The organism is Clostridium sp. 'White wine YQ' (genome assembly GCF_028728205.1).
Lineage (GTDB): Bacteria > Bacillota > Clostridia > Clostridiales > Clostridiaceae > Clostridium_T.
In genome coordinates this window covers 137629-157143 of record NZ_JAQYUU010000007.1, presented here as the reverse complement: position 1 = coordinate 157143, position 19515 = coordinate 137629, and the positions used below count along the sequence as shown (strand labels likewise).

Genomic DNA, 19515 nt, shown 5'->3' with positions numbered 1-19515 from the left:
TTTATAATAGAATATAGTAAATAAAAACCTTCTACTTTTTAGGGTAGAAGGTTTTTTTATTCAGATTAGTTTTAATTTATAGTTTTGAAAAATCTGTTTTATGATATTTATCGTCTATTGAAGTAGTTATTCCTTTATTGTAGACGGAAATAAAGGTACCTTCATAGTTCATTTTCTTATTTTCCTTTAAATCTAATAGAGTATTACTACTACTATAGTTAATTAATATTTTTCCAGAACTGGTAATATAAATATCTTTTTCATCTGCAGCAGTAGTTAATTCTTTAGATTCCCACTGAGAAGTATTCTTACTATTTAATGATCCGTAGAGGACTTTAACAATTTTTCCATTATTTACTTCTCCTAAATATACAGTACTATCATTATCGATCCCTAGAACTTTGGTTTTTATTCCATGTGAAATAGTTAAACTAGCTTTAGGTTGAGTCAGGTATATCTTCCCATTAAGATCTTGATAAATAAGTCTTTCTTCTCTTGGTACAACAAATATACCTGTTAAAGAAGAACTTTGAAGATCTATTTTCTTTGAAGAAGTCTGATTTATATCCATTCTATAGACAGATGCTTTATTAGAACTACTTTTGATTTCAATATACGTAACGCCAGTAATTGTAGATGCTTTAATAGAATTAATTTTACTACCAGTTTGAGCAGCAGCTATATCAGAAATTTTTTGTGCATCATTCTTTTCAGCGTCATAATTATATAGGGTAAACATTTTACCTTTGTTAGTACGTTCTTTTTTTGATACTAACATAATATTTCTATCTGGAAGCCAAGTGAAATATGATATTTCATCTTGATTTTCATTGGTAAAACTTTTTTCTTCCCCAGTAGATGAATTAATGATTTTAAGTTCTGAATCTTTTATGTATGCTAAGAATTTACCATTATAGGATACTTGCAGAGTGCTCATGTCATTAGGTAAATCAACGTTCTTTTCAGGCTGCTCTTGTGGTTTGTTTACACTAACTTCCTTTACATTAACATTGGCATTTTCCTTAAGATAGAATTTATCAAGCCAAATAAGGACTATAAATTGAAGAATTAGTGATAACACTGCACATGCCAATAAAGCTTTAATATTTCTTTTCATAGCTTCTTCTCCTTTACTTTACAATAATTGAAGAAACTATTGATCTTTCACCTAAACCATTTGATAAGGTATTGATAATTTCTCCGTTTAAATACATAGTAGCAGATTTACCACCATCTAGATTTATAGCAGTAACACATTTGCCTTCATTAAGCATAATTTTCTGAAGTTCATTCATAGTAGCTCCCATTCCATCTAGTATACTTCTACCGTCTGTTACTACCATTACAATAGAACCGTCTGCTCTTTGTCCAATTGCTGTTCTTGGTGCCATACCCTGAGAAGCATTTTTGCCTGATAGGGGGAGGGCTTTTCCTCCAGAAACTAAAACAGGACCAAAAGATAGAGCTTCCCTTGTATGCTTGTTTTTTAAATCATTAATTGAATATTCTCCAGCAAGTAGTGTGCCGTCTTCAGTTATTGCCATACATACTGATTTAGTAGAATTAGATTTTAAGTCTGAAAAAATGATTTTTCCATCAGACATTATTAATCCAGTTGGAGTACCTCCATTTCCGGAACTTGATACTGTACTGGATTGATCAATAAAAGCACCACCATTAATTGCAGCAACAGCATCATTTTTCTCGGCCATTTGAGAAGTAGTTTCCCCTTGCTTATTTAGACTACCTGTGTAAGCAACCTTAACTCTATGTGGATCGTTAATTACAAGCATATATCCTTTAAATCTCTTACCTTCAAAATCGTATCTCTCGATAGAATCATCAGCCTTTTTATTTACATTTACAACTGATGCATTTGCGGGCATATTATCAGTTGAATCATCACTTGAAGAAAGTATTTCATTTATTTTATCTTGAGATAAAAAGGCTGTAGCTAAGTATTGATGACTTAAGGTATTCATAGCAGAGCCAACATATATTTTTTTTGCATTGTTAAAAGGGCCATAAAGTAAAATAAAAGGACCTGTAACAATTGTGAATAATAAAGTAAATGCTATAAGAAAAAAGAGTCTTTTCCATGGAGATTTCTTCTTTTTGTTCCTACGTTTCTTTTTCATTTTTAGATTCGTATTAGTTGTCATTAGCCACTCTCCTGTTTATTTCTAGAAATATTACATTACATAAACCATATAAATACAATTCTAACTTATTTTCGTATAAAAAGTTTTAAAAATTGATTACTATTTTATTATTTCTTTATTACATATAATGCAAAAATCATATTACATATGGAAAAAAGTTCTTAGGACATATCACTAAATATTATACCTTTTATTTATCGTTATGTAATTAGATAATGATAGGCAAATAAATTTCACTAATTATAAGAATGATAAATAGATAATTTTATGCATGTAAAATAATGAAATCGTAAATTAAGATATTTATATGTTTTCTAATGGGAATACTGGAGTTAAAGGGATGTGTTTGATAATTGATGAAAGGGTATAAATGACAAATTGTTATATTTGTAGATAGTATAGTGACAAAGTGGTATTTTAGATATATAATTCATAGTATTCCAATAGGTAAAATATAAATAAGGGGGATACTAATGAATATTAAGGTAAATGGGGCACTGAAAATATTCAATGAAGAAAAGATTAAATCATCAAATGTAGTTTGGCACGACATGAATGTGACGCGAAGAGATAGAGAAGAATTGCTTAATCAGCAAGGGAAACTTATCTGGTTTACGGGACTATCTGGTTCAGGAAAATCCACTGTTGCTTCTGTCTTAGAAAAAAAACTACATGATTTAGGAAAACTTACTTATACCCTAGATGGAGATAATGTAAGACATGGGCTAAATAAAGATTTAGGCTTTTCTAATGAAGATAGGATAGAGAATATAAGAAGAATTGGTGAAATATCAAAGCTTTTTGTTGATGCAGGTATAATAACCATTGCAACCTTTGTTTCACCATTTAATGAGGATAGAGAAAGAGTTAGAGAACTTATAGATAAAGATTTTATAGAAGTATACATTGACTGTCCTTTAGAAATTTGTGAAGAAAGAGATCCTAAGGGATTATATAAGAAAGCAAGAGCAGGGAAAATAAAGGATTTCACAGGAATTGATTCCATATATGAAATACCCCAAAACCCAGAAATAACTGTATCCACCCACCTGAATTCTATAGAAGAATGTGTTGATAAGATAATAGGTTATCTAGCTGGAGGAAGAAATGAGGCTTAATAGTAAGATCGTTAAAACAGATATTTTAATTATAGGTGGGGGAGCAGCAGGAGCATTTGCCGGGATAAAAGCAAGTGAAGATAAAAATATAAACATCGTTATTGCAGAAAAAGCAAATATAAAAAGAAGTGGATGCCTAGCAGCTGGTGTAAATGCATTAAATGCTTATATTACAGAAGGGGAAACTCCTGAGTCTTTTTTAGAATATGTTAAAGAGGAATTTAGCGGAGTAATAAGAGAAGACTTAGTATACACAATTGCTGAAAGGCTAAATAGTGTAACCAAAGATATAGAGGATGCTGGACTTACTATATTAAAAAATGAAGAGGGAAAGTATCAGTCGAGGGGAAAAAGAAGTATAAAAATAAACGGAGAAAATATAAAGCCTATATTAGCAGATGCTGTAAATAAAAGAGAAAATATAAAAGTAATAAATGGATTAAATATTATTGATTATATAGTTAGGGATAATAGAGTAATAGGAGCATACGGCTTTTCTATTAAAGAGAAAGTGTTTTATAGCATATATTCGAAAGCAGTTATATGTACAACTGGTGGTGCAGCAGGGATATACAAGCCTAATAACCCAGGTTTTTCTAGACATAAAATGTGGTACAGTCCATTTAATACTGGAGCCGGATATGCTATGGGAATTAGAGCAGGAGCAGAAATGACAACTTTTGAAATGAGATTCATAGCGCTTAGATGCAAAGATACAATAGCTCCAACTGGAACAATTGCTCAAGGAATAAGAACACCTCAAGTAAATAAAGCAGGAGAGCAATATGTAAAAAAATATGGAAAGGCAACTACCATAAATAGATTACACTCAACTTTAATGGAAAATATACATGGACTTGGGCCATGCTATTTAAAAACTGAGGGAATATCAAAAGAGCAAGAACAAGATTTATTAAAAGCATATTTAAATATGGCACCTAGTCAAACATTGAAGTGGATAGAAAATAATACATCTCCCTCCACTGAAAATGTTGAAATAGAGGGGACAGAGCCATACATTGTAGGTGGACATACAGCTAGTGGCTATTGGGTTGATACTAAAAGAAGGACAACTTTAGAAGGATTATTTGCTGCTGGTGATGTTGCAGGAGGAAGCCCGAAAAAATATGTTACAGGGTGCTTTGCTGAGGGAGAAATTGCTACTGAAACAGCACTTGAATTTATTAAAAACTTAAATAATGTCGAGCCTAACGAAGAAGAGATAAATGAGAAACTGAATGAAGTGAATCAGTTTTTTACTAATGAAGCAGGTGAATACACAACAGAAGAATTAGAGAATGAAATGCAGTCAGTTATGGATGAGTATGCTGGTGGGATTTCAAAGTACTATAGGTATTCCCAAGAAGGTCTCGAAATTGCAAGAGATAAAATAGATATTCTTTCAAAGAAAGCTAAAAAATTAAGAGCAAATGATGCACATGAACTATTATTCATACATGAAATCATAGATAGGCTTGGTGTTGCTAGGGTGGTAATAGAGCATTTGCGTGCAAGAAAAGAAACAAGATGGAAATGTTATGAAGAAAATGTAGATTTCCCAGAAAAGGATGATGAAAACTGGCTTAAGTATGTAAATTCAGTATATGAACATGGAAAAGTAAAAGTTATTTTAAGAGATTTGGTTGGAAAGGATGAAAATTATGAGCATTAAAATTGATAAAGATAAGTGCATTGCTTGTGGAAAGTGCTTAGAAGTTTGTCCTGGAAATCTTATTTATAAAAATGAAGAAGGTAAATCTTATATAAAGTATGAAAAAGATTGTTGGGGTTGTACTGCCTGTCTTAAAGAATGCCCAGTAAATGCAATTCATTATTTTCTAGGCGAAGATATTGGGGGAAAAGGTGCTTATCTATTTGTTAAGCAAAAAAAAGAAGATTTGAATTGGCATATTATCGATAAGGAAGGTAAAGAAACCGTAATAACAACCAATAGAAAAGAGTCAAATAAATATTAAGGGGGATATAAAAATGAAGAAAAGGGGTTTAGGACTTGTTTTAAGCGCAATATTAACAATAGGAGTTTTAGCAGGCTGCAGCTCCAAAAAGAATGAGGAGCTTAAAACAGTAAGAGTTGGTTTTTTCCCAAATTTAACACATTCGCAAGCTTTAGTAGGGAAAAACAGAGGTGATTATCAAAAAGCATTAGGAGATGGGATAAGCATTGATTGGAAGCAATTTAATGCTGGTTCATCAGAGATTGAAGCATTCCTTGCAGGAGAATTAGACTTAGGCTATATAGGACCGGGACCAGCTATTAATGGATTTACTAAATCAAAAGGGGATGTTGTTATTATAGCAGGTTCCACTGATGCGGGAGCTGTTCTTGTTTCAAGAAAAGGAACATCAATAAAATCAGTTAAGGATTTGGATGGTAAGAAAGTAGCTATACCTCAATTTGGTAATACTCAAGATTTAAGCTTAAGATATCTTATGCAAGAAGCTGGATTAAAAGATAAAACTAAAGGTGGAACAGTAGAAATAGTACAAGCCGAGAATCCTGATATTAAGACATTAATCGAGAAAGGTGAAATAGATGCAGCTTTAGTTCCAGAACCTTGGGGAGCTAGGTTAGAGAAGGAATCAGGAGCAAATTTAGTATTAGATTATAATCAGATCTGGAGAGAGGGAAAATATCCAACAGCAGTTGTGATTGCAAGAAAAGAATTTCTTCAAGATCATCCAGACGTAGTTGAAAAGTTCCTTAAAACTCACGTTGAACTTACAGATTATATAAATGCAAATCAAAGTGAAGCTGGAAACATCGCAAATAAAGAAATTGAAGCTTTAACTAAAAAACCAATATCCAAGGATATTCTTGATACTTCATTTAAGAGAATTACAGTAACAAATAGTCCAGAAACTGAGGCTACAAAAGAGATGATAGATTTATCACTAAATGCAGGCTTTATAAAAGAAAAACCAGCAGATACTGGATTGTTTGATTTAACAATACTAAATAAAGTATTAGAAGAAAAAGGAAAAGAAGAAATTAAATAAGTGGGGAGAATGGGGTGAAAAGGTGAGTTTAAAAATTGAAGCAGTAAGCAAAAAATTTATTTCTAAGAGTAGTGAAACTCATACCTTGCAAGATATTAATCTTTCTTTTAAAAAAGGAGAATTCATATGTCTTTTAGGACCATCAGGTTGTGGAAAATCAACTCTGCTTAATATTATTGCGGGACTTGAGAAACCTACGGATGGGAAGGTTATTTTAAATGACCAAGAAATTAAAGGTGTTGGAGTAGATAGAGCAGTAATGTTCCAAGAATCTGCACTATTTCCATGGCTTAAGGTTAGAGATAATGTGGAATTTGGTATGAAAATAGCTGGGGTTCCTAAGGAAGAAAGAAGAGAAAAAGCTCTAAAATATATAAAAATGGTTCATTTGAGTAAATTTCAAGATTCATATATACATCAGTTATCAGGAGGAATGAGACAGAGAGTAGCTTTAGCTAGGGCTCTTACACTTGATTCTGAAGTGCTTTTAATGGATGAACCATTTTCAGCTTTAGATAGTCAGACTAAAAGTATTCTTAGACTTCAACTTCAAAAAATTTGGTGGGAAACTAAAAAAACAATAATTTTTGTTACTCATAATGTGGAAGAAGCTGTTCTTTTAGGAGATAGAGTTATAGTTATGGGAGCAAATCCAGGCAAAGTTAAAAAGGAGTTTAAAATACAATTAGGTAGACCTAGAGAAGAAGGAAATGTAGATGTTGCAAAAATAACATCAGAGATAATGAGTGTTCTTAAAGAGGAGGTGGAGAAGGTTGCAAAAGCAGAGTACGATAGTGATTGGAGTATTAAAGAAAGTTCTGTTTTATATAGGCTTGATAATGATTTGGGAGCTGGTTTATAAAGTAGGGGTAGATACACTACACATATGGAAACCATACACCTTCCCATCTCCAATAGATGTAATAAAGTCAATTTGGAGTTTGATTAAGGATAACACATTAGGAATTGCCGTTGTAGTTAGCTTGAAAAGGTTAATAGAGGGATATTTAGTTTCACTAATTATTGGACTTGCACTTGGACTGCTGATAGTAAGGTATAAATATTTAGATGAGAACTTTAGTGCATTGATATTGGGACTTCAAACCTTACCAAGTATTTGCTGGTTACCATTTGCTATACTTTGGTTTGGTTTAAATGAAAAATCTATTATATTTGTTATAGCAGTTGGATCAATATTTGCAATTGCAATGGCAACAGAAGCTGGTATTAAAAATGTTAATCCTATCTATGTTAAGGCTGCAAGCACCATGGGGGCTAAGGGCTTTAAATTATATTGGAATGTTGTTATTCCATCTGCTCTTCCATCAATAGTAGCAGGAATGAAACAAGGATGGTCCTTCGCATGGAGGGGGTTAATGGCAGGTGAAATGCTGTCAGCGACAAAAGGGTTAGGACAAGTGCTTATGGTTGGAAGAGATTTAGCCGATATAAGTCAAGTTATGGCCGTTATGGTGGTAATCATTGTACTTGGACTTACCTTTGATAAGTTTATCTTCGGTAAACTAGAAGAAAACATAAGATATAGATGTGGTTTAGAAAGCAAATAAAGAGGGGGCAATAAAATGGATCATTTAGACAGATTAGAGGCAGAAAGTATTTATATATTAAGAGAGGCCTACAAGCACCTGGGAAAATTAGGAATGCTTTGGTCTATAGGAAAAGATTCTACAGTAATGTTATGGTTAGCGCAAAAAGCATTTTTCGGAAACTGTCCATTTCCATTAATACATGTTGATACAAAATATAAAATTCCAGAAATGATTGAGTTTAGAGACAAGGTGGCTAAGGATTATAATCTAAACTTAATAGTTAATACAAACCATAAGGCGATAGAGGAAGGCATGGGACCAGAACAAGGTAGATTAGTTTGTTGTAAAGCTCTAAAAACAGATGCACTTAATGAAATTACAAAAAGAGAAGAATTTGATGGTCTTATAGTAGGGGTTAGAAGAGATGAGGAAGGTTCAAGATCTAAGGAAAGAATATTTAGTGAAAGAAATGCAGAATCAGAATGGGATTATACAGACCAGGCTCCAGAACTATGGGATCAATTTAAAACAGATTTCAAGAAGGGAAATCATATAAGAGTTCATCCAATATTAAACTGGACTGAAATTGATGTGTGGGAGTATATAAAAAGAGAAAATATTCCACTAATTGATTTGTATTTTGCAAAAGATGGTAAGAGGTATAGAAGCTTGGGATGTGCGCCATGTACAAAGCCTATAGAATCTAATGCAACAACTATTGATGAGATTATAGAAGAGCTTAAGAATACTAAAGAAACAGAAAGATCAGGTAGAGCACAGGATCAAGAAGATGCTCATGCATTACAAAAACTAAGAAAATCTGGATATATGTAGGATGGAGGAAGTAAAGTGAGTAATACAAGGGATAATTTAAATATAGTTGTTGTTGGACACGTAGATCATGGTAAATCAACTCTTATTGGAAGATTACTTTATGATACAGATTCTCTTCCATCTGGGGCTATTGAAAAAGTAAAAAGGATATCAGCAGAGAAAGGAAAGTCTTTTGAATATGCATATCTTTTGGATGCTTTTGAGGAAGAACAAAAGCAAGGTATCACAATAGATATTACAATGATTCAATTTTTTACAAAGAAAAGGGATTATGTAATTATTGATGCACCTGGACATAAGGAATTTTTAAAGAATATGATATCAGGAGCAGCTAGTGCTGAGGCAGCAATTTTAGTGGTAGATGCTAAGGAAGGGATACAAGAACAATCTAAAAGACATGGATATATACTTTCACTATTAGGAATTAAAAAGGTATATGTTGCCGTAAATAAAATGGACTTAGTGGATTATTCTGAGGAAAGATTTAATGAGATTCAAGTACAGTTCAATGAATTCTTAAATAACCTTAATATTTATCCAGAGAAATATATTCCTATTTCAGCTTTTCATGGAGAAAATATAGTTACAAGATCTAAAAAGTTATCTTGGTACAAAGGTAATGCTATCCTTGAAGAAATGGATATAATCGAAAAGGAAAAAGGTATTGAGTCCAAGCCACTTAGGTTCCCTATTCAAGATGTATATAAGTTTGACTCTAGAAGAATAATAGCAGGAAGAATTGAGGCTGGAACACTAAAAGCTGGTGACGAAATAACAATATATCCTAGCGGAAAAACAACTAAAGTTAAAACTATAGAATTCTGGCAAGAAAAAGATAAAACAGATGTAGTTACAGCAGGGATGTCTGTAGGTATAACAGTTGAAGATGAGTTCTTTAATAAAAGAGGAGAAATAATCTGTCATAAGGATGAGCCTGTAATAGTATCAAATGTATTTAATGCTAATATATTTTGGCTTGGAAAACAACCTTTGTACGCAAATAAAAAATATAAGCTTAAGTTAGCTACTGAGGAAGTAGAGTTTGAAGTACTTTCTATAAATAAGGTGATAGATGCTGCAACATTAGAGAGTAAAAAAGATTTGTCTATAATAAATAAGAATGATGTAGCTGAAGTTACATTAAAAACAAAGCATGCAATAAGTTTTGATGAGTTTTCTAAGTTGCAAGCTACAGGAAGATTTGTAATTATAGATGGCTTTGATATAAGCGGTGGTGGAATTATATCAGGAGTTGAAGATTCTTTAAGAAGGGAAATAAAAGAACTTAAGACTAATAATCTTGCAATTAGAAAGAGACTTGTTACTAGAAAAGAAAGAGAAGAAAAACTTAATCAAAAAGGAAAAGTAATATGGTTATCTGGACTACCTGGTTGTGGTAAGAATGAAATAGCTGTAAAACTTGAAAAGAAGTTGTTTGATTTAGGCAAAAAGGTTTATTATCTGGATTCATCAAATATAAGATTTGGTTTAAGCTCAGACTTATCCTTTGAAAGACAAGATGCATATGAACAAACGAGGAGAATTGCTGAAGTTGCCAATCTTTTTGCGGATAGCGGAACTATAACTATAGTTTCTGCAGTAAGCAGATTTAAAGAAGATAGGGAATATGCAAAGGATATAATAGGAAAAGAAAGCTATACTGAAATATTTGTTGAAGCATCCTCTGAAATATGTGAAAAGAGAAATCCAAATGCATTTAAAGGTGAAAGTGTAAAAGAATATTTATATGAGAAATCTGATTATCCAACACTTTCATTATATATAGATGATGCAGAATTTAACTCAGATAAAAAGGCTCAAGCTATATTGGAAGTCTTAAAGCTATAGAAGTTATGCGCCATATAGGCGCATAACTTTTAGCGTGTAAATAATTAAGATTATTAATTATTATCATTTATAATATTAATTTTACTTATTGTTTTAAGAGAAGTATACTTTATAATTGAAAAGGAAATTAGATAGAGGTGATATATATGGAAGAGTTGAAGAAAGTTCTTTTAGAGGAAATAGTTGAGTTTAATAAAGTAGGACACAAATATCTAAATGGCGAGATTACTAAGTCTGCATTTAAAAAAGCCTCAGGTGGAATGGGTGTATATGCTCATCGAAAAGGTGATGAGTTTATGATAAGGCTTAGAACTCCATCAGGTGTGATTTCAAAAGATGAGCTTAAATTAATATATAATTTTTCGGAAAAGTATAAGTTGCCTACAATTCATCTTACTACTAGACAAGCAATACAATTACATGGATTAAATATTGATGAAATTTGTGAAATTATGAAGGAAGCATTGGAAAATGACATTTACACTAGAGGTGCAGGTGGAAATTTCCCAAGAAATGTGGCGATTTCACCTTTATCAGGAGTTGAAATAGGAGAAAGCTTTGACGTAACTCCCTATGCTCTTGCAGTAAATAAGCATTTTCTTAGAAAAATAAACTCATACAAACTTCCAAGAAAATTGAAAGTTTCATTTTCTAATAATAATGAAGATTTATCACATGCTACAGTTGTAGATCAAGGGTTTATTGCAGTTAATAAGGATGGAAGAGAATATTTTAATGTATATATTGGTGGAGGAATTGGAAGAAATTCTAAGCTTGCTGTTTTGGCAGAAGAATTAGCCCATCCAAAGGATGTTTTATATCATGTAGAAGCAATAACTAGATTATTTATTGCAGAGGGAGATTATAATAATCCTGCAAAAGCTCGTATAAGATATATATTAGATAGAATGGGTGAAGATGAGTTTATAAAATGTTATAAACACCATTTAGCTGAAGTTAAAAAAGAAGAAAGTTTAGATCTAAATGTAGAAGCTATTGAGGGGAATAAAGTGGGACAAGAAAGTAATATAGAACATCCTAGACTTTTCCCTCAAAAACAGAAGGGGCTATATAGTGTATACTTCCATCCGATAGGAGGACAATTAAAAAGAGAAACATTAAAAGCACTTATAGATGAAATAGAAAATATAGAAGAAGTTCAAGTAAGATTATCTATGACAGAAGGCGTATTTATTAGAAATTTAAATTCAGCTGAAGCTGAAAAAGTCCTTAAATTAACTCAAGGAGTTGGCGGTGAAAGTAGAATAGAACAATCAGTTGCTTGTATTGGAGTTCCTACTTGTCAAATAGGAGCATTAAACGGACAAGGTACTTTAAAAGAGATAATAGATACTTTTAGAAAAGAAGGAATTACTAAAGATATTCTGCCAAGTGTTCATATATCTGGATGTCTTAATTCATGTGGAGTTCATGAGATAGGGGAAATCGGATTTTCAGGAAAATTAAAAAGAGTAGATAATGAATCACTTAACGTTTTTGAGGTGCATATAGGTGGAGCGCTAGGTGTAGGAAAAACTAAATTAGGCAAGTATTATGGAGATATACCAGAAAAAGAAGTTCCGAACTTTTTATTAGATATTGCAAAGAAAATAGATGGTGGTAACTTAGATTTCTATGCATGGTTAGAAAATAGAGAAGAAGAACTTAATGGGATATTTGAAAAATATTCAGTATAATCAATAGGAAGGCTTGCTTGGCAGGCCTTTTTACTCTTTACGAAGAATTTATAATATAGGGTTTTAAGTTCAACTATTATCTTATTCATGCCGGATATCAAACAAGTATAAGTTAAGTTTCCTATCAAAAACCCTATATTTCTCATGGAAATAAAAAGGATAAACTTTTAAATTTGATACAGTTGATATAAAATTAAGTATAAAAGGTTTGACAGAAATTAAATTTCTATAATATATATAATGCATTAAAGAATTTACATGTCACTGTTAAGCTTTTAGACGTTTCAACTAAGAGTTGGACCATGAGATGTAATATGATTTTTGCATTATATATATTTGGCAAGGAGTATCAGATGATTCAGTTATTAGGAATTTCTAAAAATGTATCTCAGGAGATAAGAGAAAAATTTAATATAAGAAGTAAGAAACTAAAAGAAGAAATGTTGAAACTTAGAGAATTTTTAAATGAAGTAGTAATAATTAGTACTTGTAATAGAACTGAAATATACTTTAATTGTGATAATACAGAAAAAGAGATAATAGATATATTATTTAATAGCCTAAATTGGGAGAGAGAACTTAAAAAATATATCTTTCATATAAAAGATGAGAAAGTAACTAAACATATTATGGAGTTAGCCAGTGGATTTCATTCTAAAATAGTGGGAGAAGATCAGATATTAGGACAGATTAGGGATGCTTATGAAATGGCATTAGAAATAAAAAGTATAAATGGACCACTTCAAAGATTATTTCAACAAGCTATTACTTGTGGAAAGGAATTTAAAAATGAAACAAAGTTATATGAAATCCCAGTATCATATTCATCAATTGCAGTTAATAAAGCGATGGATCAAGGTGTGAAAAGATTTATGGTAATTGGTTATGGAGATATGGGTTCATTAGCTGTGAAATATATTCTTTCACATAATATAGAGAAACTTTACATAGTTGTAAGAGATAAAAATTCAGTTTTAGATATAGAAGACTCAAGAGTTGAAGTTATTAACTTTCAGGAAAAAAATTATAAGCTTACGGAAGTGGAATGTGTAATAAGTTGTACTTCTGCACCTCATACTGTATTAAAGGAACATGAATTAGATAGGGATAAGGAGTACTTGTTATTTGATTTAGCTATTCCAAGAGATATTGATGAAAGTATAGGGCTAAGAGGAAATAGTGAACTTTATGACATTGATAAAATTGGTCTTATAGATGAAGAAAATAAGCAGCTTAGAAAAGAGAGAATGGAGTCAAAAAGATATGTTATCGAGAAGCATATAGGGGAATTTAGTGAGTGGTACTCATTAAGACAGATAACACCATATATAAAGAAACTAAAAGAAGCTGGAAATCAGGTAGCAAGTGATAGAATAACAACTTATAACAATAAATTTAGCACAAAAAATCATAAGGAGCTTGCAAGCAAACTTATTAAAAGCACTTCTGATTTCTATGTAAATAGAGCTATTGAAGTTTTAAAAGAGGAGAAGCTTAAAGGATGTGAGGAAGAATGTCTCAGAATAATAGAGAAGATATTTATGAATGTCCAGAATTAATGTTTATTTCCTTATTAACAGAGAAACTAAAAGTTGGGATAATAGGAGCAGGAAAAGCATCATTCATTAAAGGAAAAAGCTTTATTGAATCTGGATGTAAAGTGCAAATTTTATCAAAAGATTTTTCGGATGAAGTAAATAGCCTTAAAAATAAAGGGGTAGTGCTTACTAGGGGAGAATATAACAAGGAGTTTATTATAGATAAACATATAATTGTTATTGCAGTTGATGATAATGAAGTGGCTGAGAGAATAGCAAATGATTGTGATATATTAAGTAAAATATATATTGATTGTAGAAATTATAGAAATGGAATGGCGGCTATGCCAGTGCAAGGAACGCTCAAAAATATATCCTTCGCCCTAAATACAAAAGGCGGGAATCCTAAAGCAGCGTTAATGCTTAAAGAAGCATTCAAAGATAATATATCTGAGTATGATGAATTTATTAGAGTAATAAATAAAATAAGGGAAAGAGCAAAGGAATTAACAAGTTATAAAAGAGAAATAATAGACTTTATAGCTACAGAAGATTTTAGATATATGTGGCAAAAAAAATTAGGAAAAGAGGTGCTTCTATTATTTTTTCCACAAGAAATAATATGTAAGTTACTGGAGGATTTGATATGAGTTTAATTATAGCTACAAGAAAGAGTATGTTAGCGCAGGCTCAAGCAGATAAGATTTTGGAACTAATAAAAGAGAAGCATAATATTTTAGGTGAAAAGCTGTTAATAGTTACAGAAGGCGATAAAAGATTAGATGTAACTTTAGATAAAATAGGTGGAAAAGGTGTATTTACTAAGGAAATAGAACTTGCTCTATTGGACTTAAGTGCTCATGCTGCAGTTCATAGTATGAAGGATGTACCTTTTGCATTAGGAGATGCTTTTGAAATAGTTGCTATTCCGGAAAGAGAAGATGTGCGTGATGCATTTATTTCAAGTGATGGAGTTGAATTTAAGCATTTGAAAAAAGGAGCTAGAATAGGAACGAGTAGCATTAGAAGAGCAGCTCAATTAAAAGCTTTAAGAAGTGATATAGAAATACTACCATTAAGAGGCAATGTGCAAACAAGAATTGAGAAGATGCATAAGGAAAAGCTTGATGGAATTATCTTAGCTGCAGCAGGGCTTAAACGCTTAGGTATTGATGATATAGTGACTAATTATTTTGATGCAGAAACTTTTTTGCCAGCAGTAGGTCAAGGAGCATTAGGAATTGAAACACTTGTAAACAGCGATAAGAAACATTTATTTAAGGAATTAGATAATAAGGAAGTAAGATGTGAAGTTGAAGCAGAAAGAAGCTTTATGAGAACCCTTAATGGAGGATGTCATTCTCTAATAGGAGCTTACGGAAAGATTAATGGTAATGAATTATATTTGATTGGAACCTATGAGGTAAATGGGAAAATAGTTAAAAAGGATATTTTAGGGCATAAGGAAGAAAATATAAGACTTGGAGAAGAATTAGCTAAAAAAATTCTATTAGGCTAAGGAGGACAAAATGGGAAAAGTATATTTAATAGGGGCTGGGCCTGGAGATGAAGAATTAATTACTCTAAAAGGAAAAAGAAAGTTAGAAGAATGTACTGCGGTACTTTATGATAGACTCGTAGGAAGTAATATTTTAAACTTCTTAAATAAAGATTGTGAAGTTTATTATTGTGGTAAGGAGCCAGGATGTCATTATAAAACTCAAGATGAGATTAATAGCATGTTGGTTAAGTTAGCTAAAGAAGGGCATATTGTTGGAAGAATAAAAGGCGGAGATCCATATGTTTTTGGGCGTGGCGGAGAAGAAGCTTTAGAACTTATAAAAGAAGGTATTGAGTTTCAAGTAATACCAGGTGTTACATCTGCAATATCAGTGCTAGGCTATGGAGGAATACCTATAACTCAAAGAGGGATGTCTCAAAGTTTCCATGTTATTACTGGTATGTCAGCTAACACACTGAAAATTAATTGGAGTAGTTTAGCTAAAGAAAATGGTACTTTAGTATTTTTAATGGGACTAGAAAATCTAAATAATATTGTTCATAATCTTGTTCAAAATGGTAAAGCAGCTCAAACACCGACAGCTGTAATAATGAGGGGAACGTCATCCAAACAAAAGAAAGTTGTTGGAACCCTTGAAGATATTTATGAGAAGACTGTAGAAGCTGGATTAAAGTCTCCATGCATAATTGTAGTTGGAGAAGTTGTTAAGTTAAATGATGAGCTAAATTGGTATGAGAAGTTACCTCTTTTTGGGGCAAATATATGTGTTACTAGATCAAAGGAGCAAGCAACTAAAATTAAAAATGAGCTAAAAGATTTAGGGGCAGAGGTAACAGAATTAAATTCTATTGAATTTAAGGACATGTCCTATAATTTAGACCAATATAAGGATCAATTAAAAGAATATGATCATATTGTACTCACTTCTGTAAATGCAGTGAACTATTTCTTTGATTATTTAAGAAACAGAGAGTATGACCTAAGAAACATAAAAGCTAGCTTTAGCGTATTAGGTAAGGCTACCTCAAAAGCATTAAAAGAAAGAGGCGTGTTTCCTGATAGAATTGCCAAGGATTTTTTAAGCGAAGGGTTATTTAAGGTGATGGAAAAAGACTTAAAGCCTAATGAAAAGGTGCTTATACCAGGTTCTGTGCAAGCAAAGGATTATCTTTCTGAGGAAATAAGTAAATTAGGACTTCATGTAGATAAGGTAGGAATTTATGAAACAGTACAAGGGGATATGAAGAATATAAAGGCTTTTGAAGAAGTAGATATAGTGTTATTTACGAGTCCAACTACGGTGAATAATCTTATTAAAATGATGGATGTTAATGAGATAAAGAAGAAAATATGTATTGCAATTGGACCAGTAACACTTGAGGCTCTTAAGGAAAAAGAAATAGATGCATTAGTTTGTGAAGAGCATAGTCAAGACGGGCTGTTGAATAAAATAACTGAAGTATGGAGGAAAATGAAGTGATTAAAAGAGGAAGAAGATTAAGAGCAAGTGAAACAATAAGAGATTTAGTAAGAGAAAATAGTCTGTCTTCTAATGATTTTATATATCCAATTTTTGTGGTAGAAGGAGAAAATATTAAAAAAGAAATTAGTTCCCTACCAGGAAACTTTCATTACTCAATTGATAAGTTAGATGAATTAGTTAATGAGATAGAAGAGGCTAAAGTAAGAGGAATTATGATTTTTGGTATACCAGATCATAAAGATGAATGTGGAAGTTCAGCATATGATGATGATGGAATAGTACAAAAAGCTATTAGGAAAATTAAAGAATTAAATAATAGTATTTTAGTTATAACTGATGTTTGTATGTGTGAATATACAAGCCATGGACATTGCGGAATTATAAGAAATGGTGATGTTGAAAATGATGAAACTCTTGAATATTTAGCAAGGATATCCTTATCACATGCTAAAGCTGGAGCAGATATGATAGCGCCTTCAGATATGATGGATGGAAGAATTGCAACAATTAGAGAAGCTTTAGATAAAGGTGGATTTAAGCACATACCAATAATGGCTTATTCAGCTAAATATTGTTCAGCATTCTATGGACCTTTTAGAGAAGCAGCTAATTCAGCGCCAGAATTTGGAGATAGAAAAACTTATCAAATGGATCCTGGTAACCTAAACGAAGCTATGAGAGAAATTGAACAGGATATAGAAGAAGGGGCAGACATAGTAATGGTTAAGCCTGCCTTATCTTACTTGGACGTAATAAGAAAGGCGAGAGATACCTTTAATTACCCTATAGCAGCATATAATGTAAGCGGTGAATATGCCATGATAAAAGCAGCAGCTAAAATGGGCTGGTTAGATGAAAAAAGATCTGCATTAGAGATGCTATTATCAATGAAAAGAGCTGGATCAGACATAATAATAACATATTATGCGATAGAAGCTAGTAAGTGGATAAATAATAAATAAAGAAATTAATACCCCCATACCTTGTAAGGTATGGGGGATTTTGTTTTATATAAGAAAATATTACAAATTATCTGGTTATATATGGATTTTTAATTAAAATTTTAATATAATAATATTACGCAACTAAAAAAATGGAGGTGCATTATGAATAATGTAAAAATTAAATCTATAGAAGTTTATCATCCAGAGAATGTTGTAGGAAATGAGTTCTTTATAGAACATTTCAAAAAATATGACAAAGATATAGCTGGAATGTTGAAGGCTTTTGGTAAGGAAAAGAGGTATTTAATTGAAAATGATAAGGAAAATACCCTAACTATGGGGATTGAAGCAGCAAAAAAGGCATTGAGGTCAGCTGGAATTATAGGGAAAGATATAGATTGCATCATTTTTTCTAGCCAGATGCCAGAATATTCATTCCCAACTCAAGCACTTATAGTTCATAAGTATATAGAAGGAAAAGATGAGGCTATGTGCACAGATAGTAATACTAACTGTGTTGGAATGCTTGTGGCTTTCGATAATGCAGCAAGATATTTGCAAAATAATAAACATACAAAGAGAGCTTTAATAATAGGAGCCGATTATACATCCATACACTGCAGAAAAGATGATGAGATGACATACCCTGTTTTTGGAGATGGAGCATGTGCTATGGTTATAGAAAAAACTGATGAAGAGTCAGGTTTTATTGATAGTGTATACAAGACTAATTCAGAAGAGTGGGATTTAGTAAAATTCCCTGCTTGCGGATTGTCTAAAATATATGATAGCTCAGTTTACGATAGACAATTACATTGGACTCCTTTTGATGGAAGTTTCATAGGAGAGTTTGCGAATGAAAGTGTACACAAGTTATTAGATAGACATAATATGAAGATAGAAGATATAAAAGCATATTGCTTCTCACAATTTGCATTTCCGATAATAACATCTTGTTCGCAGGCAATGGGGGAAGACCTGAGTAAATATATATACATTGGAAATAAATATGGATACACTGGTACAAGCAGTCCTTTTATAGCTTTGTATGAAGGAATTAAAAGTGGAACTATACAGAGAGGGGATAATGTTTGTTTATGGTCTGTGGGAACTAATTGGACAACCTGTGCTATAATGCTTAAATACTAGTTTAACCAAAAAACTCACAATGCCTTTGAAATAAGTAAGAGGCATTGTGAGTTTTTTGGCATAAAAGGCTTTATTATAAAAAGTTATGTACTGAGTTTTAAACTAAGAAACGACTTCGAAGTTTGATAGTCCAACGTTTTTAGCAAGTCTATTAAGTTGCATTTTTAAAACTGCATTATTAACGATTTTTGCTTGAACACTGCTAAAACCATCATTTTTATACATTTCGAAGCAGCCTTGAAGCATAGCAGCTAAATCTTGAGAAGTTACATTTAATTCTGTGCAATCAAGAAATAGCTTATATGATTTTGCATCTATAGCTTTTACTTGATTAAGATATTCTGCTATATAAGCCTTGCCGTCTTCCTCTGTAAATGATCCTCTTACATTAATAAATAAAGTTTTGCTTGAGCTGTCAGCTTTGAAATTAAATTTGTTACTCATTGATTCATTCCCCTTTACTTAATAAATATTAATAGTAGGTTTGTCCCTACATTAAATATTTTACAATAATTTTCATAATATTACAAATATATATATAAATTTAGATAAAATATTTAATATAAATATAGTATTGATTTAACATAGTATTTTGTGACTTTGTGGTTACTAAAATAATAAAAAATAATAATAAATATGTAATTATAAGGAT

The 19515-nt window shown here is 31.6% G+C and carries 18 protein-coding genes; 15 read left to right on the top strand and 3 right to left on the bottom strand.

Annotated features, from left to right (window positions below):
* Positions 1–76: 76 nt before the first annotated feature.
* Both PTZ02_RS16560 and PTZ02_RS16555 read right to left on the bottom strand, forming a co-directional pair.
* On the bottom strand, positions 77–1117 hold the full coding sequence (locus PTZ02_RS16560) for a hypothetical protein (RefSeq protein WP_274228894.1): 1041 nt from the start codon (positions 1115–1117) through the stop codon (positions 77–79).
* Between the two features lie 13 nt (positions 1118–1130).
* Positions 1131–2162 (bottom strand): phosphodiester glycosidase family protein, encoded by a 1032-nt coding sequence (locus tag PTZ02_RS16555; protein ID WP_274228893.1) that lies wholly within the window; start codon positions 2160–2162, stop codon positions 1131–1133.
* 473 nt (positions 2163–2635) lie between these two features.
* Between PTZ02_RS16555 and cysC the strand changes: the two genes are divergently transcribed.
* The 15 genes from cysC (at position 2636) to PTZ02_RS16480 (ending at position 18863) form a co-directional block, all read left to right on the top strand.
* Positions 2636–3280, top strand: a complete 645-nt coding sequence (gene cysC / locus PTZ02_RS16550; RefSeq protein ID WP_274228892.1) for an adenylyl-sulfate kinase — start codon at positions 2636–2638, stop codon at positions 3278–3280.
* Complete coding sequence (locus PTZ02_RS16545; RefSeq protein ID WP_274228891.1) at positions 3270–4952, top strand: adenylyl-sulfate reductase subunit alpha; 1683 nt, start codon at positions 3270–3272, stop codon at positions 4950–4952. Before cysC ends, PTZ02_RS16545 begins: the two co-directional genes overlap by 11 nt.
* Positions 4942–5256 carry a 4Fe-4S dicluster domain-containing protein gene (locus tag PTZ02_RS16540; RefSeq protein ID WP_274228890.1) on the top strand — a complete coding sequence of 105 codons (315 nt, stop codon included), beginning with the start codon at positions 4942–4944 and terminating at the stop codon, positions 5254–5256. Before PTZ02_RS16545 ends, PTZ02_RS16540 begins: the two co-directional genes overlap by 11 nt.
* A 13-nt stretch (positions 5257–5269) precedes the next feature.
* Complete coding sequence (locus tag PTZ02_RS16535; protein WP_274228889.1) at positions 5270–6298, top strand: aliphatic sulfonate ABC transporter substrate-binding protein; 1029 nt, start codon at positions 5270–5272, stop codon at positions 6296–6298.
* 22 nt (positions 6299–6320) lie between these two features.
* On the top strand, positions 6321–7160 hold the full coding sequence (locus PTZ02_RS16530; RefSeq protein ID WP_274228888.1) for an ABC transporter ATP-binding protein: 840 nt from the start codon (positions 6321–6323) through the stop codon (positions 7158–7160).
* Entirely contained in the window at positions 7138–7866 is a 729-nt protein-coding gene (locus PTZ02_RS16525; protein WP_238884143.1) for an ABC transporter permease, read from the top strand. Before PTZ02_RS16530 ends, PTZ02_RS16525 begins: the two co-directional genes overlap by 23 nt.
* Before the next feature lie 15 nt (positions 7867–7881).
* Positions 7882–8682, top strand: a complete 801-nt coding sequence (gene cysD, locus PTZ02_RS16520) for a sulfate adenylyltransferase subunit CysD (protein ID WP_274228886.1) — start codon at positions 7882–7884, stop codon at positions 8680–8682.
* 15 nt (positions 8683–8697) lie between these two features.
* Entirely contained in the window at positions 8698–10530 is a 1833-nt protein-coding gene (locus PTZ02_RS16515) for a GTP-binding protein (RefSeq protein ID WP_274228885.1), read from the top strand.
* Positions 10531–10676: 146 nt separating this feature from the next.
* Complete coding sequence (locus PTZ02_RS16510) at positions 10677–12227, top strand: nitrite/sulfite reductase (protein WP_274228884.1); 1551 nt, start codon at positions 10677–10679, stop codon at positions 12225–12227.
* Positions 12228–12580: 353 nt separating this feature from the next.
* On the top strand, positions 12581–13786 hold the full coding sequence (hemA, locus tag PTZ02_RS16505; protein WP_274228883.1) for a glutamyl-tRNA reductase: 1206 nt from the start codon (positions 12581–12583) through the stop codon (positions 13784–13786).
* Positions 13741–14415, top strand: coding sequence for an NAD(P)-dependent oxidoreductase (locus PTZ02_RS16500; RefSeq protein WP_274228882.1), 675 nt, complete (start codon positions 13741–13743; stop codon positions 14413–14415). The genes hemA and PTZ02_RS16500 overlap by 46 nt, the downstream gene beginning before the upstream one ends.
* Positions 14412–15284: a hydroxymethylbilane synthase gene (gene hemC / locus PTZ02_RS16495; RefSeq protein ID WP_274228881.1), complete on the top strand. Its 873-nt coding sequence runs from the start codon at positions 14412–14414 to the stop codon at positions 15282–15284. Before PTZ02_RS16500 ends, hemC begins: the two co-directional genes overlap by 4 nt.
* A 10-nt stretch (positions 15285–15294) precedes the next feature.
* Positions 15295–16767, top strand: coding sequence for a uroporphyrinogen-III C-methyltransferase (gene cobA, locus PTZ02_RS16490; RefSeq protein WP_274228880.1), 1473 nt, complete (start codon positions 15295–15297; stop codon positions 16765–16767).
* Positions 16764–17732 (top strand): porphobilinogen synthase, encoded by a 969-nt coding sequence (hemB, locus tag PTZ02_RS16485; protein WP_274228879.1) that lies wholly within the window; start codon positions 16764–16766, stop codon positions 17730–17732. The genes cobA and hemB overlap by 4 nt, the downstream gene beginning before the upstream one ends.
* A gap of 144 nt (positions 17733–17876) precedes the next feature.
* Complete coding sequence (locus tag PTZ02_RS16480; protein WP_274228878.1) at positions 17877–18863, top strand: ketoacyl-ACP synthase III; 987 nt, start codon at positions 17877–17879, stop codon at positions 18861–18863.
* 102 nt (positions 18864–18965) lie between these two features.
* On the opposite strand, the gene PTZ02_RS16475 is transcribed toward PTZ02_RS16480, so the two are convergent.
* Positions 18966–19307 carry a hypothetical protein gene (locus PTZ02_RS16475; protein ID WP_274228877.1) on the bottom strand — a complete coding sequence of 114 codons (342 nt, stop codon included), beginning with the start codon at positions 19305–19307 and terminating at the stop codon, positions 18966–18968.
* Positions 19308–19515 lie beyond the last annotated feature (208 nt).